The 24,162-nt window shown below is 47.6% G+C and carries 19 protein-coding genes and 1 pseudogene; 5 read left to right on the top strand and 15 right to left on the bottom strand.

The window, feature by feature from the left end; genetic code table 11:
• Together AKL11_RS18785 and AKL11_RS18790 are read right to left on the bottom strand one after the other, a co-directional pair.
• Entirely contained in the window at positions 1-915 is a 915-nt protein-coding gene (locus tag AKL11_RS18785) for an acetaldehyde dehydrogenase (acetylating) (protein WP_067520335.1), read from the bottom strand.
• 5 nt (positions 916-920) lie between these two features.
• Positions 921-1,712, bottom strand: coding sequence for a fumarylacetoacetate hydrolase family protein (locus AKL11_RS18790; protein WP_067520336.1), 792 nt, complete (start codon positions 1,710-1,712; stop codon positions 921-923).
• A gap of 150 nt (positions 1,713-1,862) precedes the next feature.
• Here AKL11_RS18790 and AKL11_RS18795 point away from each other — a divergent pair, with 150 nt between their 5' ends.
• Complete coding sequence (locus tag AKL11_RS18795) at positions 1,863-2,654, top strand: SDR family oxidoreductase (protein WP_067520338.1); 792 nt, start codon at positions 1,863-1,865, stop codon at positions 2,652-2,654.
• A 5-nt stretch (positions 2,655-2,659) separates the two neighbouring features.
• Here the strand turns inward: AKL11_RS18795 and AKL11_RS18800 are convergent, their stop codons facing one another.
• The 6 genes from AKL11_RS18800 to AKL11_RS18825 all read right to left on the bottom strand — a co-directional run bounded on the left by AKL11_RS18800 (position 2,660) and on the right by AKL11_RS18825 (position 9,054).
• Positions 2,660-3,862, bottom strand: a complete 1,203-nt coding sequence (locus AKL11_RS18800) for a Myb-like DNA-binding domain-containing protein (protein WP_067520340.1) — start codon at positions 3,860-3,862, stop codon at positions 2,660-2,662.
• Positions 3,863-3,929: 67 nt separating this feature from the next.
• Entirely contained in the window at positions 3,930-5,132 is a 1,203-nt protein-coding gene (locus AKL11_RS18805) for an acetyl-CoA C-acyltransferase (protein ID WP_067520342.1), read from the bottom strand.
• Positions 5,133-5,362: 230 nt separating this feature from the next.
• On the bottom strand, positions 5,363-5,827 hold the full coding sequence (locus tag AKL11_RS18810; RefSeq protein WP_067520344.1) for a MaoC family dehydratase: 465 nt from the start codon (positions 5,825-5,827) through the stop codon (positions 5,363-5,365).
• Between the two features lie 2 nt (positions 5,828-5,829).
• The gene (locus AKL11_RS18815; protein ID WP_067520346.1) at positions 5,830-6,612 is read right to left on the bottom strand and encodes an SDR family oxidoreductase; all 783 of its coding nucleotides are present in this window, start codon (positions 6,610-6,612) and stop codon (positions 5,830-5,832) included.
• Positions 6,613-6,640: 28 nt separating this feature from the next.
• Positions 6,641-7,834 carry an acyl-CoA dehydrogenase family protein gene (locus AKL11_RS18820; RefSeq protein ID WP_067520348.1) on the bottom strand — a complete coding sequence of 398 codons (1,194 nt, stop codon included), beginning with the start codon at positions 7,832-7,834 and terminating at the stop codon, positions 6,641-6,643.
• On the bottom strand, positions 7,831-9,054 hold the full coding sequence (locus tag AKL11_RS18825) for an acyl-CoA dehydrogenase family protein (RefSeq protein ID WP_067520621.1): 1,224 nt from the start codon (positions 9,052-9,054) through the stop codon (positions 7,831-7,833). Before AKL11_RS18825 ends, AKL11_RS18820 begins: the two co-directional genes overlap by 4 nt.
• Before the next feature lie 298 nt (positions 9,055-9,352).
• On the opposite strand from AKL11_RS18825, the gene AKL11_RS18830 reads away from it, so the two are divergent.
• Positions 9,353-10,057, top strand: a complete 705-nt coding sequence (locus tag AKL11_RS18830; protein WP_157673660.1) for a hypothetical protein — start codon at positions 9,353-9,355, stop codon at positions 10,055-10,057.
• A gap of 237 nt (positions 10,058-10,294) precedes the next feature.
• Here AKL11_RS18830 and AKL11_RS18835 read toward each other — a convergent pair whose 3' ends face one another.
• From AKL11_RS18835 to AKL11_RS18860, 6 genes are all read right to left on the bottom strand, one after another.
• Positions 10,295-11,377, bottom strand: a complete 1,083-nt coding sequence (locus AKL11_RS18835) for a ferredoxin--NADP reductase (protein ID WP_067520352.1) — start codon at positions 11,375-11,377, stop codon at positions 10,295-10,297.
• Between the two features lie 44 nt (positions 11,378-11,421).
• A complete protein-coding gene (locus AKL11_RS18840) occupies positions 11,422-11,949 on the bottom strand; it encodes a flavin reductase family protein (RefSeq protein WP_067520624.1) in 528 nt (175 codons plus the stop codon).
• Positions 11,950-12,035: 86 nt separating this feature from the next.
• Positions 12,036-12,632 carry a hypothetical protein gene (locus AKL11_RS18845; RefSeq protein WP_157673661.1) on the bottom strand — a complete coding sequence of 199 codons (597 nt, stop codon included), beginning with the start codon at positions 12,630-12,632 and terminating at the stop codon, positions 12,036-12,038.
• Between the two features lie 7 nt (positions 12,633-12,639).
• Positions 12,640-13,347, bottom strand: a complete 708-nt coding sequence (gene nfi, locus AKL11_RS18850; protein ID WP_067520356.1) for a deoxyribonuclease V — start codon at positions 13,345-13,347, stop codon at positions 12,640-12,642.
• Positions 13,340-14,767: an ATP-binding protein gene (locus AKL11_RS18855; protein ID WP_095210519.1), complete on the bottom strand. Its 1,428-nt coding sequence runs from the start codon at positions 14,765-14,767 to the stop codon at positions 13,340-13,342. Before AKL11_RS18855 ends, nfi begins: the two co-directional genes overlap by 8 nt.
• A complete protein-coding gene (locus tag AKL11_RS18860; RefSeq protein ID WP_342669740.1) occupies positions 14,764-15,474 on the bottom strand; it encodes a response regulator in 711 nt (236 codons plus the stop codon). Before AKL11_RS18860 ends, AKL11_RS18855 begins: the two co-directional genes overlap by 4 nt.
• 557 nt (positions 15,475-16,031) lie before the next feature.
• On the opposite strand from AKL11_RS18860, the gene AKL11_RS18865 reads away from it, so the two are divergent.
• From AKL11_RS18865 to AKL11_RS18875, 3 genes are all read left to right on the top strand, one after another.
• Positions 16,032-17,303: an efflux RND transporter periplasmic adaptor subunit gene (locus AKL11_RS18865; protein WP_095210520.1), complete on the top strand. Its 1,272-nt coding sequence runs from the start codon at positions 16,032-16,034 to the stop codon at positions 17,301-17,303.
• 1 nt (position 17,304) lies between these two features.
• Positions 17,305-20,433 carry an efflux RND transporter permease subunit gene (locus AKL11_RS18870; protein ID WP_067520360.1) on the top strand — a complete coding sequence of 1,043 codons (3,129 nt, stop codon included), beginning with the start codon at positions 17,305-17,307 and terminating at the stop codon, positions 20,431-20,433.
• 172 nt (positions 20,434-20,605) lie between these two features.
• Positions 20,606-22,339 carry a hypothetical protein gene (locus AKL11_RS18875; protein ID WP_157673662.1) on the top strand — a complete coding sequence of 578 codons (1,734 nt, stop codon included), beginning with the start codon at positions 20,606-20,608 and terminating at the stop codon, positions 22,337-22,339.
• A gap of 318 nt (positions 22,340-22,657) precedes the next feature.
• On the opposite strand, the pseudogene AKL11_RS18880 reads toward AKL11_RS18875, so the two are convergent.
• Positions 22,658-24,013 (bottom strand): annotated as a pseudogene (locus AKL11_RS18880) (IS1182 family transposase); the annotation flags it as partial.
• Between the last annotated feature and the right edge of the window lie 149 nt (positions 24,014-24,162).

A 24,162-nucleotide genomic window follows, 5' to 3' on the forward strand; every position in this document is an offset into this window, starting at 1 on the left:
TTATTCTCCACGTGCCGGAAGGGTGATGGCGCCGTTAGCCGCTTCTTCAGCAAACATTTCTGCCGTTCGTAAACCGGCAGCAGTCATAATATCCAGATTACCCGCGTACTTAGGCAGAAAGTCACCAAGCCCTTCCACTTCCATAAACATAGTTACTCGATTGCCATCAAAGACCGGACCATTAACCAGACGATAGCCCGGCACATATTTCTGAACTTCTGCCACCATATCGTGTACCGACCGGGTGATTGCCACTTGATCTGGTTCATTTTCCGTCAGGCAGTGAATCGTGTCCCGCATAATTAATGGAGGCTCTGCGGGATTAATAACAATGATCGCCTTGCCTTTTTTAGCACCACCCACTTTCTCAACAGCACCAGACGTGGTTCTGGTAAATTCATCAATATTTTGTCGTGTACCTGGACCGACAGAACGTGAGGAAACCGTGGCCACAATTTCACCGTATTCTACGGCCTGTACTTGTGACACCGCTGCCACCATAGGAATGGTCGCTTGACCACCACAAGTCACCATATTCACATTCAGCTTAAGCGCTTCCGTATGCTCTTTCAGATTAACCGGTGGCACACAGAACGGGCCAATAGCTGCTGGTGTCAGATCCACCATAATCACACCAAGCTCATTTAATTTTCGACTGTTCTCCTCATGAACATAGGCTGACGTCGCATCAAATGCGATGCGAATGTCGTCTTTAATCACATGAGGCAATACGCCATCAACACCTTCCGCCGAGGTATTAATTCCCATTTCACGGGCACGCTTCAATCCTTCAGACTCCGGATCTATTCCCACCATCCAAACCGGTTCAATCCACTCTGAACGCTGCATTTTCATCAATAAATCAGTACCAATATTACCTGGCCCGATAATCACAGCTTTCAATTTTTTAGTCATTATTCTTATTCTCCAAACGACACCGCAGATCGGCCAAGGCCTTCAATCTCGAGTTCCATAACATCCCCCGCCTGCACAGGTTCAAGAGGCACCAGAGAACCGGAAAGAATAATTTCCCCCGCTTTGAAGGGAATACCAAATTCACCGAGGGTATTTGCTAACCAGGCGACGGCAGTCAAAGGATTACCTTGAACCGCGGAACCCAAACCTTCGCTGATTAACTGACCATTTTTATAGACTTTCATTTGTGCTGATGGCAGGTCGATAGTTGCTGGGTCAACCTCCGTATCCCCCAATACAAACACTCCGCAGGAAGCGTTATCTGCCACCGTGTCCTGAATATTGATTTGCCAGTTATGAATCCGTGAGTCTACGATTTCGAAGCAAGGCATGACACATTCTGTTGCCTCCAGAACATCCTGTTCTGTGATGCCTGGACCAACCAAATCTTGTTTCAATTTAAACGCAATTTCCCCTTCTGCACGGGGTTGAATTAACTTATTATCTGAGCAAGAAATGGTGTCACCGTTTTTGAACCACATCTCTTCTGTGATAAAACCAAAATCCGGCTGGTGTACATTGAGCATGTCTTGAACCGCTTTGGAGGTCACACCAATCTTTTTCCCAATAACCCGATCTCCAGACTCTACCCGTCGTTTAACCACATAAAGGGAAATGTGATACGCATCTTCTACCGTGATATCGGTCTCACGGCTGGTTAATGGTTCAACGGTTTTTCCTGTCGTAAGAGCCCTATAAAGCTCATCGCCATACTTCACTCTGCTCTGATTATCCATTGTACTCTTATTCTTCTTATTGAAATTTCCAGTTACAAGCATTCTTCCAATGGCACGGTACAGTCTCATCGTCCAACAAGACTAATACAGCCCGAAAACGAATCAGTAACATCTCTACAACGATATTTAGAGATCAAGGCAGGATGTCGAATGAACAACCCATTGGATTTTTCAGGCAAAGTAGTACTTGTCACCGGCGGTGGTAAAGGTGTTGGTAAAGGAATTTCTGAACGCTATCTCGAACAGGGAGCCAGTGTCGTTATCTGTGGTCGGAGGGAGCCAGAAGAACTACCAGCAGCAAAAGATCAAAACGGAAATATTAATACTGCAACCTTCTTCTCCTGTGATGTCCGCGACCTCGAGCAAGTCGATACGCTAACTCACTCAATCATCGAACAATTTGGCCGCCTGGATGTATTGGTCAATAATGCCGGTGGAGCACCCCATGCGGATGCGGCGACTGTTTCCCCACGGTTTTCTGAATCTATTCTTAGATTAAACCTGATCGCTCCCTTGAACCTCTGTCAAAAAGCTAATGCGGTCATGCAGAAGCAGGCTGAGGGTGGAAACATAATCAATATCTGTAGTGTAAGTGCTAAAAGACCATCGCCAGGCACCGCCGCGTACGGTGCTGCAAAAGCCGGATTATTAAACCTTTCTCAATCTTTGGCGGTGGAATGGGCGCCGAAAGTGCGGGTTAATGCTGTGACTGCCGGACTGATCCGGACGGAGCAGTCACATCTTCATTATGGGGACGAAGAAGGTATTTCAAATGTAGCAAAAACGATTCCATTACAACGGATGGCAAACCCCAGCGATATCGGTGACACCTGCCTTTATTTAGCTTCTCCTCTTGCATCTTATGTCACCGGTGCGGATATCACAGTACACGGTGGAGGCGAGAAACCTTCGTTTTTGAATGCACATGAGAAAAACGAATGACAATGTCACTGCTCCTTACATCGATTCAATTCAATGAAGGTAACGGAAAGCAAGCGGCTTTGACCATTTGTAAAATGGTCAAAGCACAATTTCCCATCCTGAACTGAACCTTTAAGGATCAAGAAGTCAGAGTCACTCTCATCTAAGCCGGTCTGTTGTCTCAGATCAACATTATTATCAACGGAACATAGATAATGCTGAGCTACCCCAGCCTCCTGCTTTCTTTTAAGCGTTGTATACCAGTGATTTTTTATAGCATTGTCAGTCCTGCCAGGCATTTCTCTGGCGAGCTCAGCCCACCTTGTCCCACGCTTTGCAACAAAACCTGTAATCTGCTTGTCTTCTTCTGGAGACCAGTAGCCATGTTTAATTTCGCTAGAAAGCTGGCTTGTCCAGCGTTCACGGCACTGTTTACCTATCCTGCCCGGCACTTCCTGAGCGACTTTAGACCAACGACTGCCATGATTTTTGACTGCACTTCTTAAGCATTGGTCTTCTTCTGCAGTCCAACTACCAGTCTTTTTATAGATAGTACTTGTACTATCTATAACCCTATCAACTGATGAATCAAAATAACCACTTCCACTGCTCACAGTAATAGTAGAAGGCTCAATTTTTGGGACTTTGGGAGGCTTAACCTTCACTGTTTCAGTATCTGAATTACCATTTAATGCCCTTTGCCGTAATTCCAACTCTGTTCTGCTCGTTGAAAGAAAAGGGCGACAACTACTTGTATTCTTCCACTGACCATCCAACTCATTTTTGTCTTTATCGCTACCAATATCACTATCACTGCCAGGCTCCCATATAAAACAAGGCGATTCTATATTCCGCAATGTGTACTCAGAGAACTGTTGCTTTCTCCTGTTTTGCACCCGAGCACTCAAACTATGATGCCTTTCTTGAACAACACAGCTTTCATCTTGTTTTACATCCGATAAAGTCAGAATTTTTCTGCTGCTGATATTTTCAATATGAGCAGCTTTATTTCCAGAATCAAAGTACACATCCGGCTTGGCACAGAAGCCATAGTAGTTCGATAAACCATTAACAGGCTTAAACAAAGGCTGTATTTCTTGTGGGCTAACTACTCCTAGTTCCCTATCGAAACATTTGAACTCTGAATATACTGAACCTGAAGAAACCTCCTGCGTACCTGCAGGAGCGGACTGGTTACAGGAACTTTCCAATTTAGTATTAATATTCATGAAATCGAAACTTCTTATTTGGTGTAATTATGACTACAACCACATACAAAAGTTTCGACTACGTGCATCAAATAATTTCAAACAGCCCGGCAGCCCCCATCCCACCACCAATGCACATGGTAGTAACCACGTACTTCACGCCACGACGCTTACCTTCCAATAACGCATGGCCCACCATACGGGCGCCGGACATACCAAATGGATGACCAATCGCAATGGCTCCACCATTCACATTCAAGTTCTCATCAGGAATGCCCAATTGGTCACGACAATAAATGACCTGACAGGCAAAGGCTTCGTTCAATTCCCATAAGCCAATGTCGTCCATTTTCAATCCATGCCGCTTCAGCAACTTTGGAATGGCAAAAACAGGACCAATTCCCATTTCATCAGAAGCGCAACCCGCCACCGCAAGGCCACGATAAATACCCAGTGGCTCAAGCCCTTTCTGTTCAGCCAATTTGTTGCTCATCAGTACAGAAGCCGATGCACCATCCGACAACTGAGAAGCATTACCCGCAGTAATAAAACGCCCTTCTTTAATTCTACGACCCTCTTTCCAGACCGGCTGTAAGCTGTTTAAGCTTTCCAGTGTTGCGCCAGGTCGGTTACATTCATCTCGGTTCAGTAGCACCTCTTCATAGGTGACTTCTTTCGTCTCTTTATTAAATACACTTTTCACCGATGTCATTGGAACAATTTCATCTGAAAACAACCCAAGCTCCTGCGCTCTGGCGGTTCTTAACTGACTTTGCAGGCTGTATTCATCCTGCGCTTCCCGGGAAATCCCATACCTCTCAGCCACCACTTCAGCCGTTTCAATCATTGGCATATACGCTTCAGGATCATATCCAGTTACTGTCGTCGAAACATTTCGATAGGTATTTTTGTGCTTATTTTGCACCAGTGAAATGGATTCAAGCCCACCAGCAACCGCAATATCCAGCTCATCACACATAATACTTTTTGCGGCAGTGGCAATGGTCATCAAGCCAGAAGAACATTGTCGCTCCATTGCCATACCCGGAACCGAAGCAGGCAAACCACCAGCAATGGCACATAAACGACCAAGGTTATAAGACTGGGTGCCCTGTTGTGCGGCTGCGCCAATCAACACATCATCCACTTCACCGGCTTCGATACCCGCACGCTTGACCGCTTCACGAACAACATGCCCACCCATGGCCGGTGCTTCGGTGTCATTAAATGCACCTCGAAACGCTTTCCCGATCGCGGTTCGAGCCGTTGAAACAATAACAGCATCTTTCATTATTTTTATTCCTGTATGCGTTGTTTTTTTATTTAGGGTCTATTGACGTTTTGTTGCGAGTCTCAGTGGCTCAGAAAAACGTCAACCGCGCGAAAGGGTTGCGCCGTGCGTAGTCATTCTACGCCAAGCAAGCCTGACAAAGCGGGTGGCGTTTTTCTGAGTCACCCGAAGGGCGGTTCAGGGTGTCCCTTATACCCTCGGGCATGATCCGCTGAGCACGCAACGAAACGTCAATAGACCCTAGGGTAATAGCGGGAAATAGTGTCTACGACACAGGCCGGCCGGGCTTCATTTTCAATCTCAACCGTTACACGAACCGTTGATTGAAGTCCGCCCTTTACCTCTTCTACTTTAATTAACTCACCAACACCGCGCACTTTGGAGCCGACTATGACACTGTTTGGAAATCGAATTTTATCCGTGCCATAGTTCACACCCATGCTGATACCCTGAACATCCATAATCTCCGGCAAAAATAGATTCACCAGAGATAGCGTCAAGTAACCATGGGCAATGCAGGCACCAAACGGCCCTTCTTTTGCCCGCGCAGGATCAACGTGAATCCATTGATGATCGCCGGTTGCTTCCGCAAACAGGTTGATACGATCCTGATCAATAGTCAGCCACTGACTTTCACCCAGCACTTGCCCTACTTTATCTTTCAACTCATAAGGCGTTTTGAAAATGGTCGTCATTACTACGCCCTCTGACTACTGGCAGAAATCACTTCTCCAGCCATATAGGAACTGTAATCACTGGCGAGGAACATCATGATATTGGCAATTTCCCAAACCTCCGCTGCACGACCAAAGGCTTCTTTTGATGCCAGCTGCTCCAGCAAATCCTGTGGGGCTGACTTACGAAGAAAATCATGAAGGGCGATACTAGGGCTGACGGCATTTATGCGGATGCCGTGCTCCGCCGCCTCCAATGCTGAGCACCGGGTTAATGCCATTACGCCGGCTTTTGCGGCGGCATAATGCGCTTGTTCTTTTTGCGCGCGCCAGCCCAGCACTGAAGCGTTGTTCACGATAACGCCCTGTTTTCTAGCTATCATTTTTGGCAAGATTGCCCGAGTCATGCGCATGGTGCCCGTCAACGTGACATCCAATACACGGTTCCACTCCGCATCTTCCATCTCAACAATCAGCTTTGAGCCACCAAGACCTGCGTTATTAATCAACACATCCACGCCTTGCATTTGCTCTTCTGCTTCTGCAACCAACGCCTGAACCTGAGACTCATCTGTGACATTACACACCTTTGTGTAAATGGCTTTGAGGCCAGTGGCTGCTTTGATTTTTTCTGCAGCGTCATTCAAACGTCCATCGTGAATATCGCTGATCATCAATGCACGACAACCTTCTTCTGCTGCTCTCAGTGCCGCAGAAAAACCAATACCTGCACCTGCCGCTGCAGTAATTAATACGGACTTCCCTTTCAGTAGCTGATGCCCCTGAACATATTCCGGGTTCAACATAACTTTACTCCCGATGTTGTTATTGTAATTAACGCGTTATTTTGGGTTCTTTCGGCATACCCAGAGCACGCTCTGCGATTATGTTTTTCTGTATTTCGTTACTGCCGCCATAAATGGTGTCGGAGCGAGTGAATAGAAACAGCGATTGCAAACGAGTCAGCTCATAAGGGCTTTTATCCAGTAGCTCGGCTTCAGGCCCAAGAACATCCATTGCCAATTTGCCCAGTTCTGCATGCCAGGTTGCCCAGTGCAGTTTATAAATCATTGCTTCCTGTCGCAGAGCCCCATCCTGCTCACCGGAAAGCATACGTAATGCGTTGTAGCGCATAATCCGCAGGCCAATCCATGCATCAGCAATTCTTTGTCGTATAGCAGGGTCTTCAGCAGCGCCATTGGTTTTTGCCACACGGATAATGTCATCCAGCTCATTCTTGAACTGCATTTGCTGACCAAGCGTTGATACCCCTCGTTCAAACCCCAGTAACGCCATGGCTATTTTCCAACCATCACCGGGCTTGCCAATAATATTGGCAGCATCTGTCACCGCCTGGTCAAAAAACACTTCATTAAATTCAGAAGTACCCGTCAACTGTTCAATAGGTTGTACAGTGACTCCCATCTGATCCATGGGCACCAGTAAAAATGAAAGCCCTTTATGCCCTTGGCTACCCGGTTCAGTTCGGGCAATGACAAAACACCAATCCGCCTCATGGGCTAATGAAGTCCATACCTTTTGCCCATGAATCTCCCACCGTCCTTGTTCTGCATTCAATACCGCCCGGGTTTTCACATTTGCCAGATCTGAACCAGCGCTTGGTTCAGAGTAGCCCTGACACCAATATTCCGTGCCGTTTACGATACCCGGGAGAAATCGCTGCTTCTGCTCTTCGGTGCCAAAGGCAATAATCGTTGGCCCAGCTAACCCTTCGCCAATATGCCCCATATGACCGGGACCACCCGCACGGGCATATTCTTCATTGAAGATAACCTGCTGATTGATAGACAACCCACGTCCACCATAATCTTGCGGCCAGCCAACACAAAGCCAGCCAGCCTGTGCCATATGCTGTTCCCATTGCTTTCGCTCTTCGGGATACCTATGTTCATCACCGGGTCCACCTCGAAAGCGCAGCTGCTCAAATTCACCGCGCAAGTTCTCTTTAAGCCAATCCGCAACCTCCCTGCGAAATACTTCATCTTCCGGGCTGAAACTGATTTTCATACATCGCTCCTTGCTGCAGAGCTATCCAGCAACTGACTGGCGATTCGCTCACGATGCAAGTCACCAGCACCAAGAAATTGCTCTGAAGATCGAGCGCGCTTGAAGTACAGATGGGGATCATATTCCCAGGTGAATCCAACACCGCCGTGGAGCTGAATGGATTCTGCAGCACAATGGAAAAAGGTATCGGAACAATAGGCTTTCGCCAGAGAAGCGGCTTGCAACAACTCATCACTGATTTTCGATGAATCGCCTACAGTGCTTGACCGTTCAGAGAGGTATTCATCCGCCACACAGGCGGCGTAATAAACGGCAGACGTTGCACACTCAACCTGCAACATCATATCCGCGGCTCGATGCTTAATGGCCTGAAAGCTGGCGATAGGGCGATTGAACTGAACTCTTTCCTGAGTGTAATCAATGGTGAGATCCATCACCTGCCGGGCACCACCAAGTTGCTCTGCAGCAGAGGCAATGGACGACAATTGCAGTACCTTTTCCAAGGTTGGCCAGCCAGCACTTTCCTCACCGCCAAGACAGCAATCAGCACTGACAAACAAACCATCAACATCGACTCTCGCCAGTTTACGCGTCTGATCCATGGTTGGCGTCCACTGTCTATTGACGCCTTCCTGATCTCCGGCGATAACAAACAGCCGAATGCCATTTTCTGTTGAAACGCCTTTCTCTCTTGCCGCCAGAATCAATACATTCGCTGTATGTCCATCTGGCACATAATGCCAACTCCCCGAAAGCACATAACCATCGCCCTCTTTACGGGCATGAGCCTGCACACTCGCAGAGCCCCATTGCCGGTTTGCTTGAATATCCTCACTGGATATAAAGCCCAGAGAAACCGTTGAACGTCCTTCAGCGATCTCGGGTAACCAACGCTGTTTCTGCTCTTCGCTGGCAACAACCAGCAGGGCATTAACACCAAGGGCAACGGTCGAAAAGAACGGTGAGCAAAACAATCTTTTGCCCATCTCTTCCAGAATGATCGCCAGCTCCACATAACCGAGCCCGAGGCCACCATAAGCTTCCGGTATATGCAGCGCCTGCCAGTACATATCTCTGCAGAGTCCAGACCAAACCTCAGAGTCATAGCCCTGCTCTGTAGACATCACACGGCGAACGCCTGCTGATGTTGAAATATTTTGTAAATAGCCTGCAGCAGACTCACGGATCATTGCCTGCTCTTCAGTAAAAGCAAACTCCATTGCCAGCATCTCTTATGATTTTTATTGCTGACTAATGTGGCCTGAAACAAAGGGCAAGGTAATCGTCCATACGAACGATTGCCTTGTTTCCACTATTCTGATCAAACGTTATTGCTGAACTGAACCGCTGAACTGAACCAGATATATGAACTTTGTCGGTTGTTTATGGTTAGAGCAATGTGATTGATAGAACACACTGAGACATTCATGCTCTCGCTGAGAAATTTAACCCTCACCCGTCGCAGGACTGCCTATACTCCAAAGGTTCAATCTGCCAAGCCATCATTGGTAAACCATTATGAAGAGATATTTAAACGCGATAGCCTTATCAACGGTCATGCTAATAACCGCTAACAACAGCGCCTATGGTTATACTGACAAAGCCGTCAATCATCAAAAACCATCAGCGATTTCAAATCAGGCGATATCCAGAGAATATGAAGAGCAGCTGGATGACTATGAAAAAGACGCCCTTAAATCAACCATCATGCAGATGTTCGAAAAGTTAAATACATTTAACTTTCAAGAGTTCACCGATTTTTTCCCAAAGGACTCCCTGAATCTATTAAAACATCAGGTCTTATCTCACGCTGAAGGCAAGGTGTTTAATCACATTTTCCCAGAAGGCAAAGGCGCTGCACGAACACTGTCCCCTTCGGACTTTTTTAGCCGAATTGTTTCCAAATCCAAATTGAATGTTGGTATCACTCGCCCCTATGAGATCAACGTTTCACCTGAACTGACAGTAAACTCCAATGTTGAAGGTGACATTGTCACAGTGACCGCCATCTTTCCGGATTCATACAATACAGGCCACGAGAACCGCTCAGAAATACTGACATTTAGGAAACAAGGTGGAGAATGGCGACCTGAACCACCGGACTTTATTCTATCCAGTTTCCGTTATGACTTGCTTGAGGATTTTTCAAAGCATCATGTCTACTTCCCCTTCTCACCATTTATCACAGAAGGGTTTAAGATTATCTACAGTGAAGTGCCTTGATTAGAGTCGTCTATGGTTCAGCATAGGCACATGCGGCCCACTGAATAAGGTGATCGCAAAAATTCTCAACCAACTCGTTCCCATGTTTCAGCGTGGGAATGCATACCCCAAACATCAGGAATTCCGGCTCCCACGCAATACCCAAAGGGCATAAATGTATGGGAGCCAGGATTGAAGGGTTTCGCGACAATCTCAGAGCATGGGAACGAGGTTACAGCATCTGTACTTGCTCACCCTTTAATCAGGAAATTTAACTTTCACATCGTTACTTAACGGCCTCGCCTGACAAGCCAGAGTCCAACCTTTTTCCAGCTCTTTATCGGATAACACATCATTCTGAGCAAGCTGGGTTTCACCACGTTCTACGGTACACATACAGGCGCCACACATACCTTCTTCACAAGAAGCGGGGGGCTCAAGCTCGGCTTTATACAAAGCCTCCAACAATGTATCCCCTTTTTCGTATGGGATTTCATAGGTTTCACCGTCCAGCACGGCCTCAAACTGAACGGTATTAGAACTTTCCGCCGCTGCTTTTGCCTGTTGGACAACAGCCTCCGCCTGATCAGGATCTGGAGGTGAGACAAATCGTTCAGTATGAATGCGATCTTCAGGCTCACCCAGCCCGATGAGCGCTGACTCAACCGTATCCATAAATGGGCCAGGGCCACAAATGAAGTATTCACCATGTCGATACCCGTCCATCAACTGACAAACCATGGGCTGCGTCAGAAAGCCATGGACTGAATCGAGAATATGCACCACTTCCAGACGATCAATATGTTCGGCAGCAATCGCCTTCAACTCATCTTTGAAAATAACTGATCGATCATCGCGATTTGCGTAAATCAATTTTATCTTTCTATCCGTTGTTTCCAACGCCGATTTCAGAATGGAAAACACCGGTGTAATCCCGGAGCCGCCACCAAAAAGCACAATATCCCCAGCGGGCGTTTTATCATTCAGGCAGAACAAACCCGCTGGCGTCATCACCTCTATCTGATCACCGGCCTTTACGTAATCATTAATCCAATTGGATATACGACCATCAACAACACGCTTGATGGTTACCTTATGCTCTGAGTCTCTATGAGGTGAACTGGCCAGAGAGTAACAGCGGGTTAACTGCTTACCATCGTATGGCACCTTTAAAGTGAGAAATTGTCCGGGGAGATAGGCAAACTTTGCCTTTTTATCCTCTGGAATGTTGAACACGATTGACTTGCTGTCATGGGTTTCTTCGATGACGGCAGTTACTTCCAGACGATGGTAGCGCTGATCGGTTGATGTCTCCTGCGCCGGTGCCTCTGAACTGCTCATACTTTATTCCTGTAGTTGTACTGTATTAGTCATTATTTTTATATTCAGGCAGCAACACTCTGCTTAGAGGATTTGTGTTCAGATGTCGTATAACGACCATCCACATAAATCAGAGGATTCACTTCATGACTGTTTTGAATCTCATTAATTCGACCAATGTAAATAGTATGTGTGCCATAGTCGTACTTACCATCTTGCTGACAAACAAGCACCGACTGAGCATCAGAGAGAAAAGGAATTCCACCCCTGTTTTCCTGCCAGTTCCCGGTTAAAAAACGATCCTCGCCATGGGCTTTACCGCCACACATCACCGATACTGCTTCCTGCTCACGACTGAGAATATTCACACAAAAATCTCTGCCTTCTTCAAGCAAGTCATGCATTGCCGTTGAGCGATTAACACACACCAAAAGTGCGGGAGGGTCCATTGAAAGAGAAGTCACCGCTGTTGCGGCCATGGCGTGACGCTGCTGCCCGTTAGCGGTAGAAATGATGGTCACGGAACTGGCCAGACGACGCATTGACTGAAGCATTTGTTCTTTCAACGATTCGTTCGGATTGGATACGTTCATGTTCGGCTCACAGGTCATATTTACAAAGATAATGACCGGAGCCTGTAGGGCGCTCATCGTCCAAGGAGACTAAGCAATTTTAAGATTCAACCTGATGAATCATCACCCTTCTTATCTGTCTTCTCAGGTTCAATAATCAGCGCCCCATCCTGAACATCAAAAGCAACGCTGCCCCACTTTTCTGACCAGCTATCTAATCGGGTAGCCAATTCCTGATTATTGTGCAGTGAGATCAACGGTACATTGACCAGCTTGTTGTGCAGTGCTTTTTGAAAACTTTCAATAATTACCGCTTTGAAAATCGCCACTTCCAAGTCCAGATTGGCTTCCATAAACTCAATCTGATCCATATGAATGGTTTGATCTTCCGGTGAATACTTCAACTGGGTAAAGCCACTGATCTGAAGCGGAACTTTTTCCATGACAACACCGCCAAACACATCCGCATCCAGCTTACCGTTAATATGAAACATTAATGGTTTACTGTCACCCTGAAGGAAAACCTGAGGGGTTTCCAGATACAACTGGACATTCATCACCGGCATCATATCCATGGTGCAGATCTGCGGTGATAGAAATCCGTTATTCACCAACGCTTGCAATGACTCCTGATTAAACGACACCCGATCACTGGATGAACAACCCGCCAAAAGTAAGGCCAGACCACTAAACAGCAGTTTCACTAACCCATCACCTGCCAAGACGTTGGTTTGCCTTGTGGAGCGCCTGCCCACGGTTGGAAGCCAACGCATCGGCCCAGCGAATAGTTTCTGGCAACCGGTAGCGAGTAAGACACGATTCAACATAATGCACCGCCGTCGTTAACGATATTCGATGACCCACACTGATATACAGCGGACGCACACCGGTTCGGGTACGCAACACAGTGCCAATGATGTCTTCTTTGCCCTTCGTTCTGTCCCATAAGATTTCCCTGGCACCTTTTTCTTCAGCCAGTGGCTGGCTGTTTCCACATAAACGACTCTTAGCAACACCAATCGTTGGTAGCCCTGTGAGCACACCCAAATGACAGGCCACACCCAACCGCCTGGGATGGGCAATACCCTGACCATCACATAACAGCAAATCCGGTGAACTGCGCAGTTGCTCCAGCGCTGCCAAAATTGCCGGGCACTCACGAAACGAAAGCAACCCGGGAACATACGGTATACACGTTGGAACCCGTGCAATGCTGTAATCTAGCAGTTCAAGCTCCGGAAACGATAATACCGCCACTGCTGCCCGGGTTATTCTGCCACTGTCTTCGAATCCGACATCGACACCGGCAACCTTGTTCACAGTGGGCAAGTCATCAGACTGGATAACTTGTCGGGCCAGTGTCGTTTGCAGAGCTCTCAATTCTGCTGGCGACACATCCCATGAATGAGGTTCAGACACTCAGACCATTTCTCAAAGGCAATCGAATAGTGACCTCCAATCCGGGGTTAGCATTACGTGCAACAATACTGCCATTGTGTTGAGTCACTGCGCTGCTGGCGATGGCCATGCCAAGCCCCGTACCGTCATTCTCTTTGCCCCGGGTTTCATCCACCCGAAAAAAGGGTTCGAAGAGATCAGTCAACGCAGACTCAGGAACGCCTGGCCCATAATCACGTATCTTGATAACAGCAGAACCATTCTCCCTGAGAAGATAGACCTCAACCTCCGAGTCTTGGGGTGTAAATCGAATAGCATTGCGAATAATGTTTTCAATGGCACTGGAAAGGAATTCACGTACCGCCACCAACGATATATCCGACGACGCTTTTAACACGACGGCTTTCTCATAGGCCTGCGCTTCGAAATCACCATCATCCACCAGCGTTTTCACGATGTTTTCCAGCGATGTTTTCTCACAGGCCATATTGGCAACATTATGCTGAATCCGGGAGAAGTGAATAATCTGACCAATCAATTGATCCAGCCGTTCAATTTCCCGTTCTATGCGTGCATGTTCAGCTTCTGCCTCTGGCGTCTTACGTCGAGCCAGCGCCAAAGAAATCTGCAATCGAGTCAATGGCGATCGCAGCTCGTGGGACACATCCCGGAGCAATCGCTCTTTGGCAAACACCAGCGATCCAACCTGCTCTGCCATATGGTCAAAGTCTCGAGCCAGCTCACCCAGCTCATCTTTACGATGGGCAACTTTGCCACCTACCCGGGCTTCAAGATCACCGCGGGCCAATCGCCTTGATGCTCTTTGCAAGTTACGAATCGGACCGACCAGATAGCGGGCCAGAATCACGCACAAAAAGAAGCTGACACCAAGCGCCAGAACAATTAACGGCCAGCGACTGGCAATTACCTGTTTCACCCGCCAATGTACCAGAACCGGCATTTCTTTGGTCAGATACAACTCATAAGGCGCAGCATTCAGAGTAATACGTTTCGGGCCAACCACCACAACACCACTTCGAAAAGTGATGGTCGGATCCTGCTTATCTCGGGTTTTGTTGTAGGCTGAAATCAACTCTTCAGAAATCGAAGCGCTTCCCAGTACATTCCCTTCCGTATCAAAAAGGTAGTACCCGCTGCCAGGAAAATGTGGGATCGGCAAATGCACAGAGGTTCTGGAGAGTAACTCCATTTTCTTGGCTGCTATCTCCAGCTCCTGATGCAATGCCCGCCGTTCGGACAGAAAATCAGAAGGATCAACGGTGACCGCAAACGCGAGAAACAGCGTCACCAACATGGCGATCATGGTCAACCAGAACCAGAGAAAGATTTTCCAGAAAAGGCTATGCCATTGCCAAATTTCCAGCCCGGGAATACGCAGTCGTAAAATACGAAGCCGCCGCATAGCGGAAAACAATTTCATGGCAGAATGTAAAAGTAGCCGGAACCACGAACGGTTTTAATTCTCGGACTGCCGTCTGGGCGGGTGCCGATTTTCTTGCGCACATTACTCACGTGCATATCGATGGCACGATCATACAGAGTCAGTTTGCGGTTCAATGCGATCTGAGTGAGGTCGTCCCGGGAGATCAACTCACCGGCTTTTTCAATCAGCGTTTTTAATACCAAAAATTCCGTGGCGGTTAGCTCCAGAGGTTCGCCGGAAATAGCCGCTTCACGATTGGCCAGATTCAGCGCGATATCATCAATCTGCAGGGTTTTGCTGGTGCCTTCTGGAATCAGCGGCGTACGGCCACGGCGCAGAATGGCCTTTATTCTGGCCACCAACTCCCGGTGATTGTAGGGTTTTGGCAGGTAATCATCCGCACCGAATTCCAGGCCGATAATTCGATCCACGTCGTCACCACGGGCGGTCAGCATCATGACAGGCGTATTGGACTGCTGTCGAATTTGTTTCAACGCATCAAAGCCATTCAGTTTGGGCAGAGTGACATCCAGCAGCACCAGATCCTGATCACCGGACAATGCCGCGGCAACACCGGCTTCGCCGTCATGAACCGCAGTAACAGTGAACCCTTCGGTAGCCAGATACTCGATCAGCAACTCACAGAGTTCAATATCATCATCAATCAGCAACAGCTTGCCATCGGTTTTGCTCATTGCATTCATAGGAAAAAATGCTCCTGTAAAAAAAGCCCCCGCCGGGGGAGACGGGGCAATGGTACAGCTTGCGATGTCTGTAGGGGAATAGCCAGAGGGTAACGCCAACAACGGTAAAAGGACTTTTTACGCAAATCACCTGTGAGTTGCTATCCTGTAACCAATCTGCTGAACCAGTGAAGTTCATGTTTCACTGGTTTGTCACCCCTCTTTTTAATGCCATTTCAGTTTATGGACTCACATATCAACTGGGTAAATAGATCCGGTAAAAGCAGTGTAAAGTCCTGCGCAATAGGCACTAGCTCCGTAAACAATTTGCCAACTTCGGTTTTCCACATAGCGATAGTGGAACAAAACACCTACTATCCTTCGCACTTTGCAATTCAGTACCTATTTAATTGCCATGCACACCCCTCCCCCACAACAGGTGTCACTTATACACCTCCGTTGTTTACATATATGTGCAGTGTGCAATGGCAGGATAGAACAATTTTGTCCTTTAGCGATCGGCCACCCTGCTGGCGGCTAAGTGGGTTGTTGAGAAATAACCCTTTATGGAGCTATCAATGATCAAAAAAATTTCGCATTTCACCCCACGCAAATGGCTGCCCCTAAGCGCACTGGCAACATCGTTTCTTTTGCTGGCAGGCTGTGGCGATGATCAGAAATCCCAACATGCGCAAATGCCGCCTCCGGCTGTATCGGTTTACAACGTTGTTGAACAGGAAGTGGGTGATTACTACGAATACGTAGGCCGCTCTGAAGCTGTTAACACCGTTGATATTCGTGCCCGGGTCGAAGGTTTTCTGGTAAAGCGGAATTTTGTGGAAGGCGGTATGGTTGAAAAAGATCAGCTGCTTTATGAAATTGACCGTGCACCGTTTGAAGCAACGCTCAAAGGCGCAGAAGCGCAATTGGCCAGTAGTCGTGCCAGCCTGACCAACGCCCGTAAGAACCTTGAACGGGGTAAAGATCTGGTGAAAAAAGGCGCTATCAGCCAGTCCGATTTCGATCTGCAGACCAGCACTGAAGCTCAAGCGCTGGCCTCCGTAGAATCAGCAAAGGCGAGCCTTGAATCAGCCCGATTGAATCTGGGTTATACCCGCATCACAGCGCCCTTCAAAGGTGAGATCGGAAAATCCACCTACAGTGTTGGTAACCTGGTCGGACCAAGCAGCGAACCACTGGCCACACTTACCAGCATGGATCCTATATACGTCACTTTTCAGGTGGATGAACGACAGTTGGTCAGCCATCTATCTGAAGACCCAGATGCTAGATCTGCTGGCTCACAAGTTGAAGGTTCTTCATTAGCTGAGGGCTCTTCATTAGTTGAGGACTCTCCATTAGAAGACAAAGGCAGTTTTGATCTGACGCTGAAACTCCCCAACGGCAAAGAATATAACCAGCCAGGCACCTTCAGCTTTGCGGACACCCAAGTAGACCAAACCATGGGCACACTGACGCTGCGAGCGTCTTTCCCTAATCCTCAGGGCATTATTCTGCCAGGCCTTTATGTCACCCTGCAGGCTGAAAGCAAAGAAAAAACATTGCTGCCCCTGATCCCTCAAGCCTCCGTTCAACAAAATCAAACCGGCTTCTTTGTTCTGGTGGTCAAACCAGACAATACGGTCGAGAGCCGCCAGGTTGAATTGGGTCGACGGATCAATGCCATGTGGGTAGTCAAATCCGGCTTAAAAACCGGCGAACATATTATTGTTCAAGGTCTGCAAAAGGTGCGCGCTGGCGGTAAGGTCACCCCAACCGTTGTTGACCTGAACATCACCACCGGCACGATTACGGTGAAAACCTCCAGCAAGCAGGAACAGGTTCACTGAGATGATCAGCCAGTTTTTTATTGACCGGCCCAAGTTCGCATTCGTCATCTCGATTGTGATCACCCTTGTGGGCCTTATTTCTCTGAGTACATTACCGGTAAGCCAATTCCCGGAAATTACGCCGCCCCAGATTTCCATAACAGCGGTTTACCCCGGCGCCGATTCGGAAACGCTGGAATCCGCCGTGATGCGTCCGATTGAAGATCAGGTCAACGGAGTGGAAGGCATGATCTATATGGACTCCACTGCTTACAACGATGGCAGTGTATCCATTACGGTGACGTTTGAATCTGGCGTTGATCAGGACATTGCCATGGTCAACGTCCAAAACCGGGTATCTGCAGCAGAGCCAAAGCTGCCAGAACAGGTTCGGCGACTGGGCATCAACGTACGAAAACAATCGTCTAATATGCTATTGGGGGTAAACCTGCTTTCACCCAATGGTCAATTTGATGAAATTTATCTCAGTAACTACGCCAGTAATTACATCGCTGATTCCATGACCCGCATCACCGGGGTTGCCAAGGCCGAAGTACTTGGTGCGATGACCTACAGTATGCGCGTCTGGATGAATCCTACCCGCATGGCTTCCCTCGGCGTTACCGCCTCGGATATCAGCAATGCTGTCAGTGAGCAAAACGCCATTGTTGCTGCCGGTCAACTTGGACAGGCGCCAAACCAGCCAGAACAACAGTTCACCTACACCATCCGTACCCGTGGTCAGCTGGACTCCGCCAAAGCTTTTGGTGACATCATTATCAGAGCCAACCCCGACGGTTCTTTTATTCGGATTAATGATGTCGCCCGTGTGGAGCTGGGTTCCCAGAGTTACGGTGGCGTGGCCAAAATGGATAACATGCCCACCACGTTCATGGTTATCTATCAGCAACCTAACGCTAACGCCATGGATGTTGCGAAAAACGTTAAAGTGTTGATGGAGAAACTGAGCAAAAACTTCCCGGAGGGCATGGAGTACGCCATCAAGTTTGACACCACCGAGTTTATCTCAGCCTCCATTTCGGAAGTGGTGCAAACCCTGTTCGAAGCGGTGCTACTGGTTATTCTGGTGGTGTTCCTGTTCTTGCAGAATTGGCGAGCAACCCTTATTCCCGCAATTGCCATTCCAGTCTCATTGATCGGTACCTTTGCGGTGATGAAAGCCCTGGGCTTCTCCATCAACACCATCAGCCTGTTTGGTCTGGTATTAGCGATCGGGGTGGTGGTAGACGACGCGATTGTCGTTATCGAAAACGTCGAACGTCTTATTACCAAAGAAGGCATGGAGCCCAAAGCGGCCGTCAGCTTATCCATGAAGGAAGTGTCCGGCCCAATTGTCGCGACAACGCTGGTGCTGTTGGCGGTATTTGTGCCGGTTGCTTTTATGCCGGGCATTACCGGTGGCCTCTACACGCAGTTTGCGGTCACTATCTCCGTAGCCGTGTTGATTTCATCCATTAATGCACTGACTCTCAGCCCTGCTCTGTGTTCCGTTTTACTGAAAAAAGAAAACCTGAACCAGATTGTCTGGCTGAAGCCCATCGATACGTTCATCAACAAGCTCACCGGTGGCTATCAGAGCTGGGTGAAAGTATTACTTCGTCGTTCAATCCTGGGCGTTGGCCTACTGGGGATTATTCTGGCGTCTACTGGTTATCTGTTTACCGCAACGCCCGGTGGCTTTATTCCTAACGAGGACCAGGGGTTCTTTGCGGTGAACATTCAGCTACCAGATGCTGCGTCACTGAACCGCACCCAGACGCTGATGGAAGATATTTCTAACATCATCCGTTCAGAAGACGGTGTCGAAAGTGTCATCACCGTATCGGGCTTCAGTATTTTCAGTGGTGCCAGCAGTAACGCCGCCCTCGGCATCGTTGTACTGAAACCCTGGGATGAACGAACGACTCCAGAACTTCATCAGGATAAAATTCTTCAACGAGTTCAAGGAAAACTCTGGGGTATTCAGGAAGCACAAATCATGGCCTTTGCCTTCCCGCCGATTCCGGGTCTGGGCAACTCCGGTGGTTTTGACTTCCGATTGCAAGACACCATGGGGCGCTCTCCTCAGGAACTGGCTCAGGTGTTGAACGGTTTGGTTTACCAGGCCAACCAGCAGCCAGAACTGGCTCAGGTTTTCTCCACCTGGCAGGCGAATGTGCCTCAGTACTTTCTGGAAGTAGACCGAAATAAAGCCAAGGCGCAGGATGTATCACTGACAGAAATTTTCACAACCCTGCAAACACAGCTGGGTTCTTTATACGTCAATGACTTCACATTACTGGGTCAAAACTATCAGGTGAATCTTCAGGCAGAAAGTGCTGACCGGTCTGACCCTGCTGATTTAAGTAAGTTCTATGTGCGCAATAGCCAAGGGCAGATGGTGCCACTAACCACCATGGCTACCCTGACGCCAGTTCTCGGCCCAAGCAGCATTGGTCATTACAACATGTACCAGTCCACCAATATCAGTGGTCAGGCGGCGCCTGGTTACAGTTCTGGTGATGCTATCAATGCCATGGCAAGATTGGCGGACAATCTGCCAACCGGTTACACCTACGCTTGGTCCGGTCAGTCCCTTCAGGAGATTGATGCTGACAACCTGGCGCCTATGTTATTTGCCATGTGCTTCCTGTTTGCCTACCTGTTCCTCGTAGCTCAGTACGAAAGCTGGACGTTGCCTCTGGCCATCATCAGCGCCGTGCCTATCGCTACTTTCGGTGCGTTTGCTGGCATTAATGTCATGCGTCACTTCAATCCGATTCTGGCTAACGATATCTATGCCCAAATCGGTATGGTTCTGTTGATCGGTATTGCCGCCAAAACCGCCATTCTGATTGTCGAATTTGCCATGGTGCAACGCCGGGAAGGCAACAGCATCTTTGACTCAGCACTCAATGCTGCTGGCCTGCGTTTCCGTGCGGTTCTGATGACAGCACTGTCATTTATTCTGGGCGTAATGCCGCTGGTATTAGCGTCTGGCGCTGGCGCTGCGAGTCGTCAGATCATTGGTATTACCGTGAGCTCTGGTATGCTGGCGGCAACTATCTTTGGTACCTTGCTGATACCAGTGTTCTATCTTCTGCTGCAGAAGATGCGGGAGCACTTTAATCCGGATAAAGCGAATAGCTGATAGCCGAACATCTGATTCCCCCTTTTTCAGGGGGAATCAAATACTGTAGCACAAAGGAACTAATTCATTTCTTCAAAGTCTCAGTATAAAAGCACTCAGGCTTATTATTTATTCGTAAGAACTTTCTAATAAAAAATTGGCTTGAGTTCCTCATTTTTTCTTGGAGCCTCAAATGCCTAACAATGGAATCCCTCATACTACTCATTACGTAAAAAGACCAACTATTCCCTCAAGAGACACAAAGCCTGATGGAGCTGGCAGATCCAGCACTTATCAAACTCACTCGTTAGCACCTTCATCTTCTGCTTCAAAATACATTCCAAACAATTCGGCATCAGGCACATTGACGTTGCAAGTGAACAGTTCGAAAATAAATAAGCGAACAGCACATCTCGTGTTGCGTCAACCAGATATAGCCCAAAATCTTAAAGCCCCAATAAACCTTCTTTATCGCGAACTTGTAACCAATACCGCGCTGAAAAAAAGTCCGGTGATTTATGAGGAAGTAAAAAAATTAACAGATGACGCTAAAAGGTTTAAAGAGAATCGCGATCGGGATAAATCAGAGTCAATGGGTTTGATCATAACAAGCGAAAACCTTATTCAGAGAGTGTCTGATCAGACAACTGAAAGCGCTTTACGCGCTTTGGTAGATACGCTAAAAAATATATCTCTTGACCATGGTTCGTTGTTAAATCCATCACCGAATTTCCGTTCATCTTCCGAAGCGCTCAAAGCACTGATCGATGAAACTAGTTTAATCTCAGCTCAATTAATGCAAGAAGCCGATATCAATGGGCAAAAGACAGAGTTATTCCGAAAAATCCTTCAAACATTAAAAGAGAAAGAGCTTCAGTATCATACTCAGTTCCATCAGCAAACCACTGAGTTTTTTCATAACTGGAAAGAAGTAGCAATAGCACTCCTATCTGACAGCAATAAAATCACTGTGAGCTTTCTGGAGTCACATTACAAATCACTGACAGCAAGGGCGGAAGAGTTTTCTTTATTTTATACAAAGCAGACTTCTCCTTTAAATCACGACATAGCTAAACGGATAGATAATGCAATAACCATAGTCAGACAGGAAGAACGGCTTGCCAAATTAAATAGTTGGCTCGATGCTGGCGTAGACATAACACCAAACATGTTGAACAACGGCGATGACCAACACCTCTATCACCTACATGAAAACCTATTAAGAGACTTGGAGAGCCATCATCATATACTGAATTCTCTCGCTGAAAATGAACCCCAGAGAATTCAGGCTCAGCAAGCCACTGATAACTATCTCAAGCAACTAAGACAAGTTACTGGATTATTTCAACGCGTAGCCACTCGTTATGCTCGATTACAATCTGACCAGCAATACAAGTACCAACTAGAAGAGATGAAATGCGCTGAGCGGCGAATGAGGCACTTAATCCTGCAAGAAGAGGATCCTGCAACACAGCAACGCCTTACCCAAATACGTAATATGCATAACAGCTCGGTAGATCAGTATACGCTACTTGCCATGAGTGATGCTGATTTCAGAACCACCTTCAAGATAATAACTGGTGAAAACCTGGATGATACAGACAAGCAAACACTGGAGAAGAATGACTGGTTTCTCACTGAAAAAGGCCAGCTATTGCTGCAAAAAGGTCATGAAAGAATCGCCGTAATTCATGGTGGTCACACCAATCAATTAATCCTGAAAGACCCTAAAAGTGGGGCTGTAATAGCGTTTACTAATCAAACACAGCTCGATCGAATATGCACTAAACACAACCTTACCAATGTCCAGCAAGTAAGATTAAGCATGTTTGTTACAGACCAAGCCACTGCTTTCCACGAGAAGCTATATGAGGGTGTCGCAAAACCCCAAACATCTCGTTCCCATGCTTTGCGTGGGAATGCATAGTCTTTAATTACAATGGGTTAGAAGTATGGGTTCCCACGCAAAGCATGGGAACCAGGGCTTTTGCGACAAGCTCATATGGCAATAAAGGTAGAAGTGGTGATTTGGGATACACATCAAGAAAGCTCTAGGAGGCTGTCGGACTTGAAAGTAAAAACCGGAGATGGGCCGCAATAAAGTCAAAAATCACAGAATCCAGTCTGGAAGTGCTGTTTATGTCGTCAGTCTCTTTTGCCCAAATATCCAAATGCATGCGACAAATAACCTGTAAGCTGAAATAAACTGCATAAAAATGATACTTTCCTGAAGATCTTTCAGCATCAGCGTAAACATCCGCTTCAGGTTAAAACCCATGCACAGAAGATCCCATTCAGCAGACACTGCTTCAAGACCACGGACCAGAAATTGACGGTATCCCATCACTTCCTTCTGTATCCCAAACGTTGGCTCAATGGTGCTTTTTCTCAATGCATACACCGCCCGTCCTTCCCGGGTTTGCAATCGCCAACGCATCAACTCCAGTGCGGTAACATCATCGCCTGCGGGCATCGGCTCATCGGGCTTAAAGCGCTCCAGTAAAGGTTTGTTATGGGCATCCTTCTTTTCTGCAATGTAAGGGATAGCTCCAAACTTATCCACAGCAGACACATTGCCCTGACTGAAGTAGCCCGTGTCGGCAAGAATCGCGCTGGGCTTGCCAATCTGCTCTGCACGAGAGGCCAGTTCTTCGAGGGCAGGCGCTACCTGTTGTTTGTCATTGGTCGCCTGAGTAATATGATTTTCAACAATAAGACCACTGTCGTTATCTACTGCGGCCTGCGCATTATAAGCCTGTACAAAACCGTTAGCAGACGTTGGCATTATGCGAGACTCCGGATCTGTCAGGTTGACTTGATCTTTGTCCCTGGGACCCGGCGTAGGGGCTTTCGGTTCTTTGCCCCGTGGCTTTTTTCCCGTATCTCTGATCGCATCACGACGGGCAACTTTGTCCTGGAATTCTGCCAGCTCTTGCTGATAACGTTCTTCAGCTCGTCGCTCAATTTCAGCTTTGGCATCGGCAATCACCTTGAGGCGATCTTCCCTGCGTTTCAGCTCATCAGGAATGGATAATTCGTCTGGCAATTTTTCAGTATCTGCTTTTTCAGCCATCCTGAGGAGCTCTTCAACTTCTGCCTTGAGCTGCTTTTCGAGCTTGCATGCGTGCTTGTAACTGAGCGCCTTGTGTTTGCTGGCATTGGCCTTCATCTTGGTTCCATCGAGGCTGATGGTTCCCAGCTTCAACCATTCTGCCTGTTGCGCAATCAACAATATCTGAACAAAAAGTTCACTGATTTCTTTACGGAAGCGCTGGCGAAAGGTGTTGATACTGTCGTGATCCGGATGCTCGTTGGCGCAGATATATCGAAAGGCGATGGAGTCATAAGTTGCTTTCTCCAGTTTGCGACTGGAGAAGACACCTGTTGCATATCCATAGAACAATAACGACAGCATGAGGGATGGATGCCAGGCTTTAGAACCCCTTCCTTTATAGGCGCTGATCAAAGGTGTGAGGTCTAGCTGCTCAACCACCTCTACAACAAAGCGAGCAAGATGCACCTCTGGCAGATAATCCTGAACAGTGGCAGGAAAAAAGTCAGGGATGTCTCGGTCAATGGGTCTGAAAGTCCATTTGTTCATTGGCTGGCTGTCTTTTACGATCTTGCGGGTATTATACTCAAAAGTTGTTCTAAGTCCGACAGGCTCCTAGTTGAGCTTTTAAGGCACGACAATTATCGGAACCCTAGCAATAGCTGATTACAACGCTGTCTGCTAGGATTCGCCAGTTA

Source organism: Endozoicomonas ascidiicola (assembly GCF_001646945.1).
GTDB classification, from domain to species: Bacteria; Pseudomonadota; Gammaproteobacteria; order Pseudomonadales; family Endozoicomonadaceae; genus Endozoicomonas; species Endozoicomonas ascidiicola.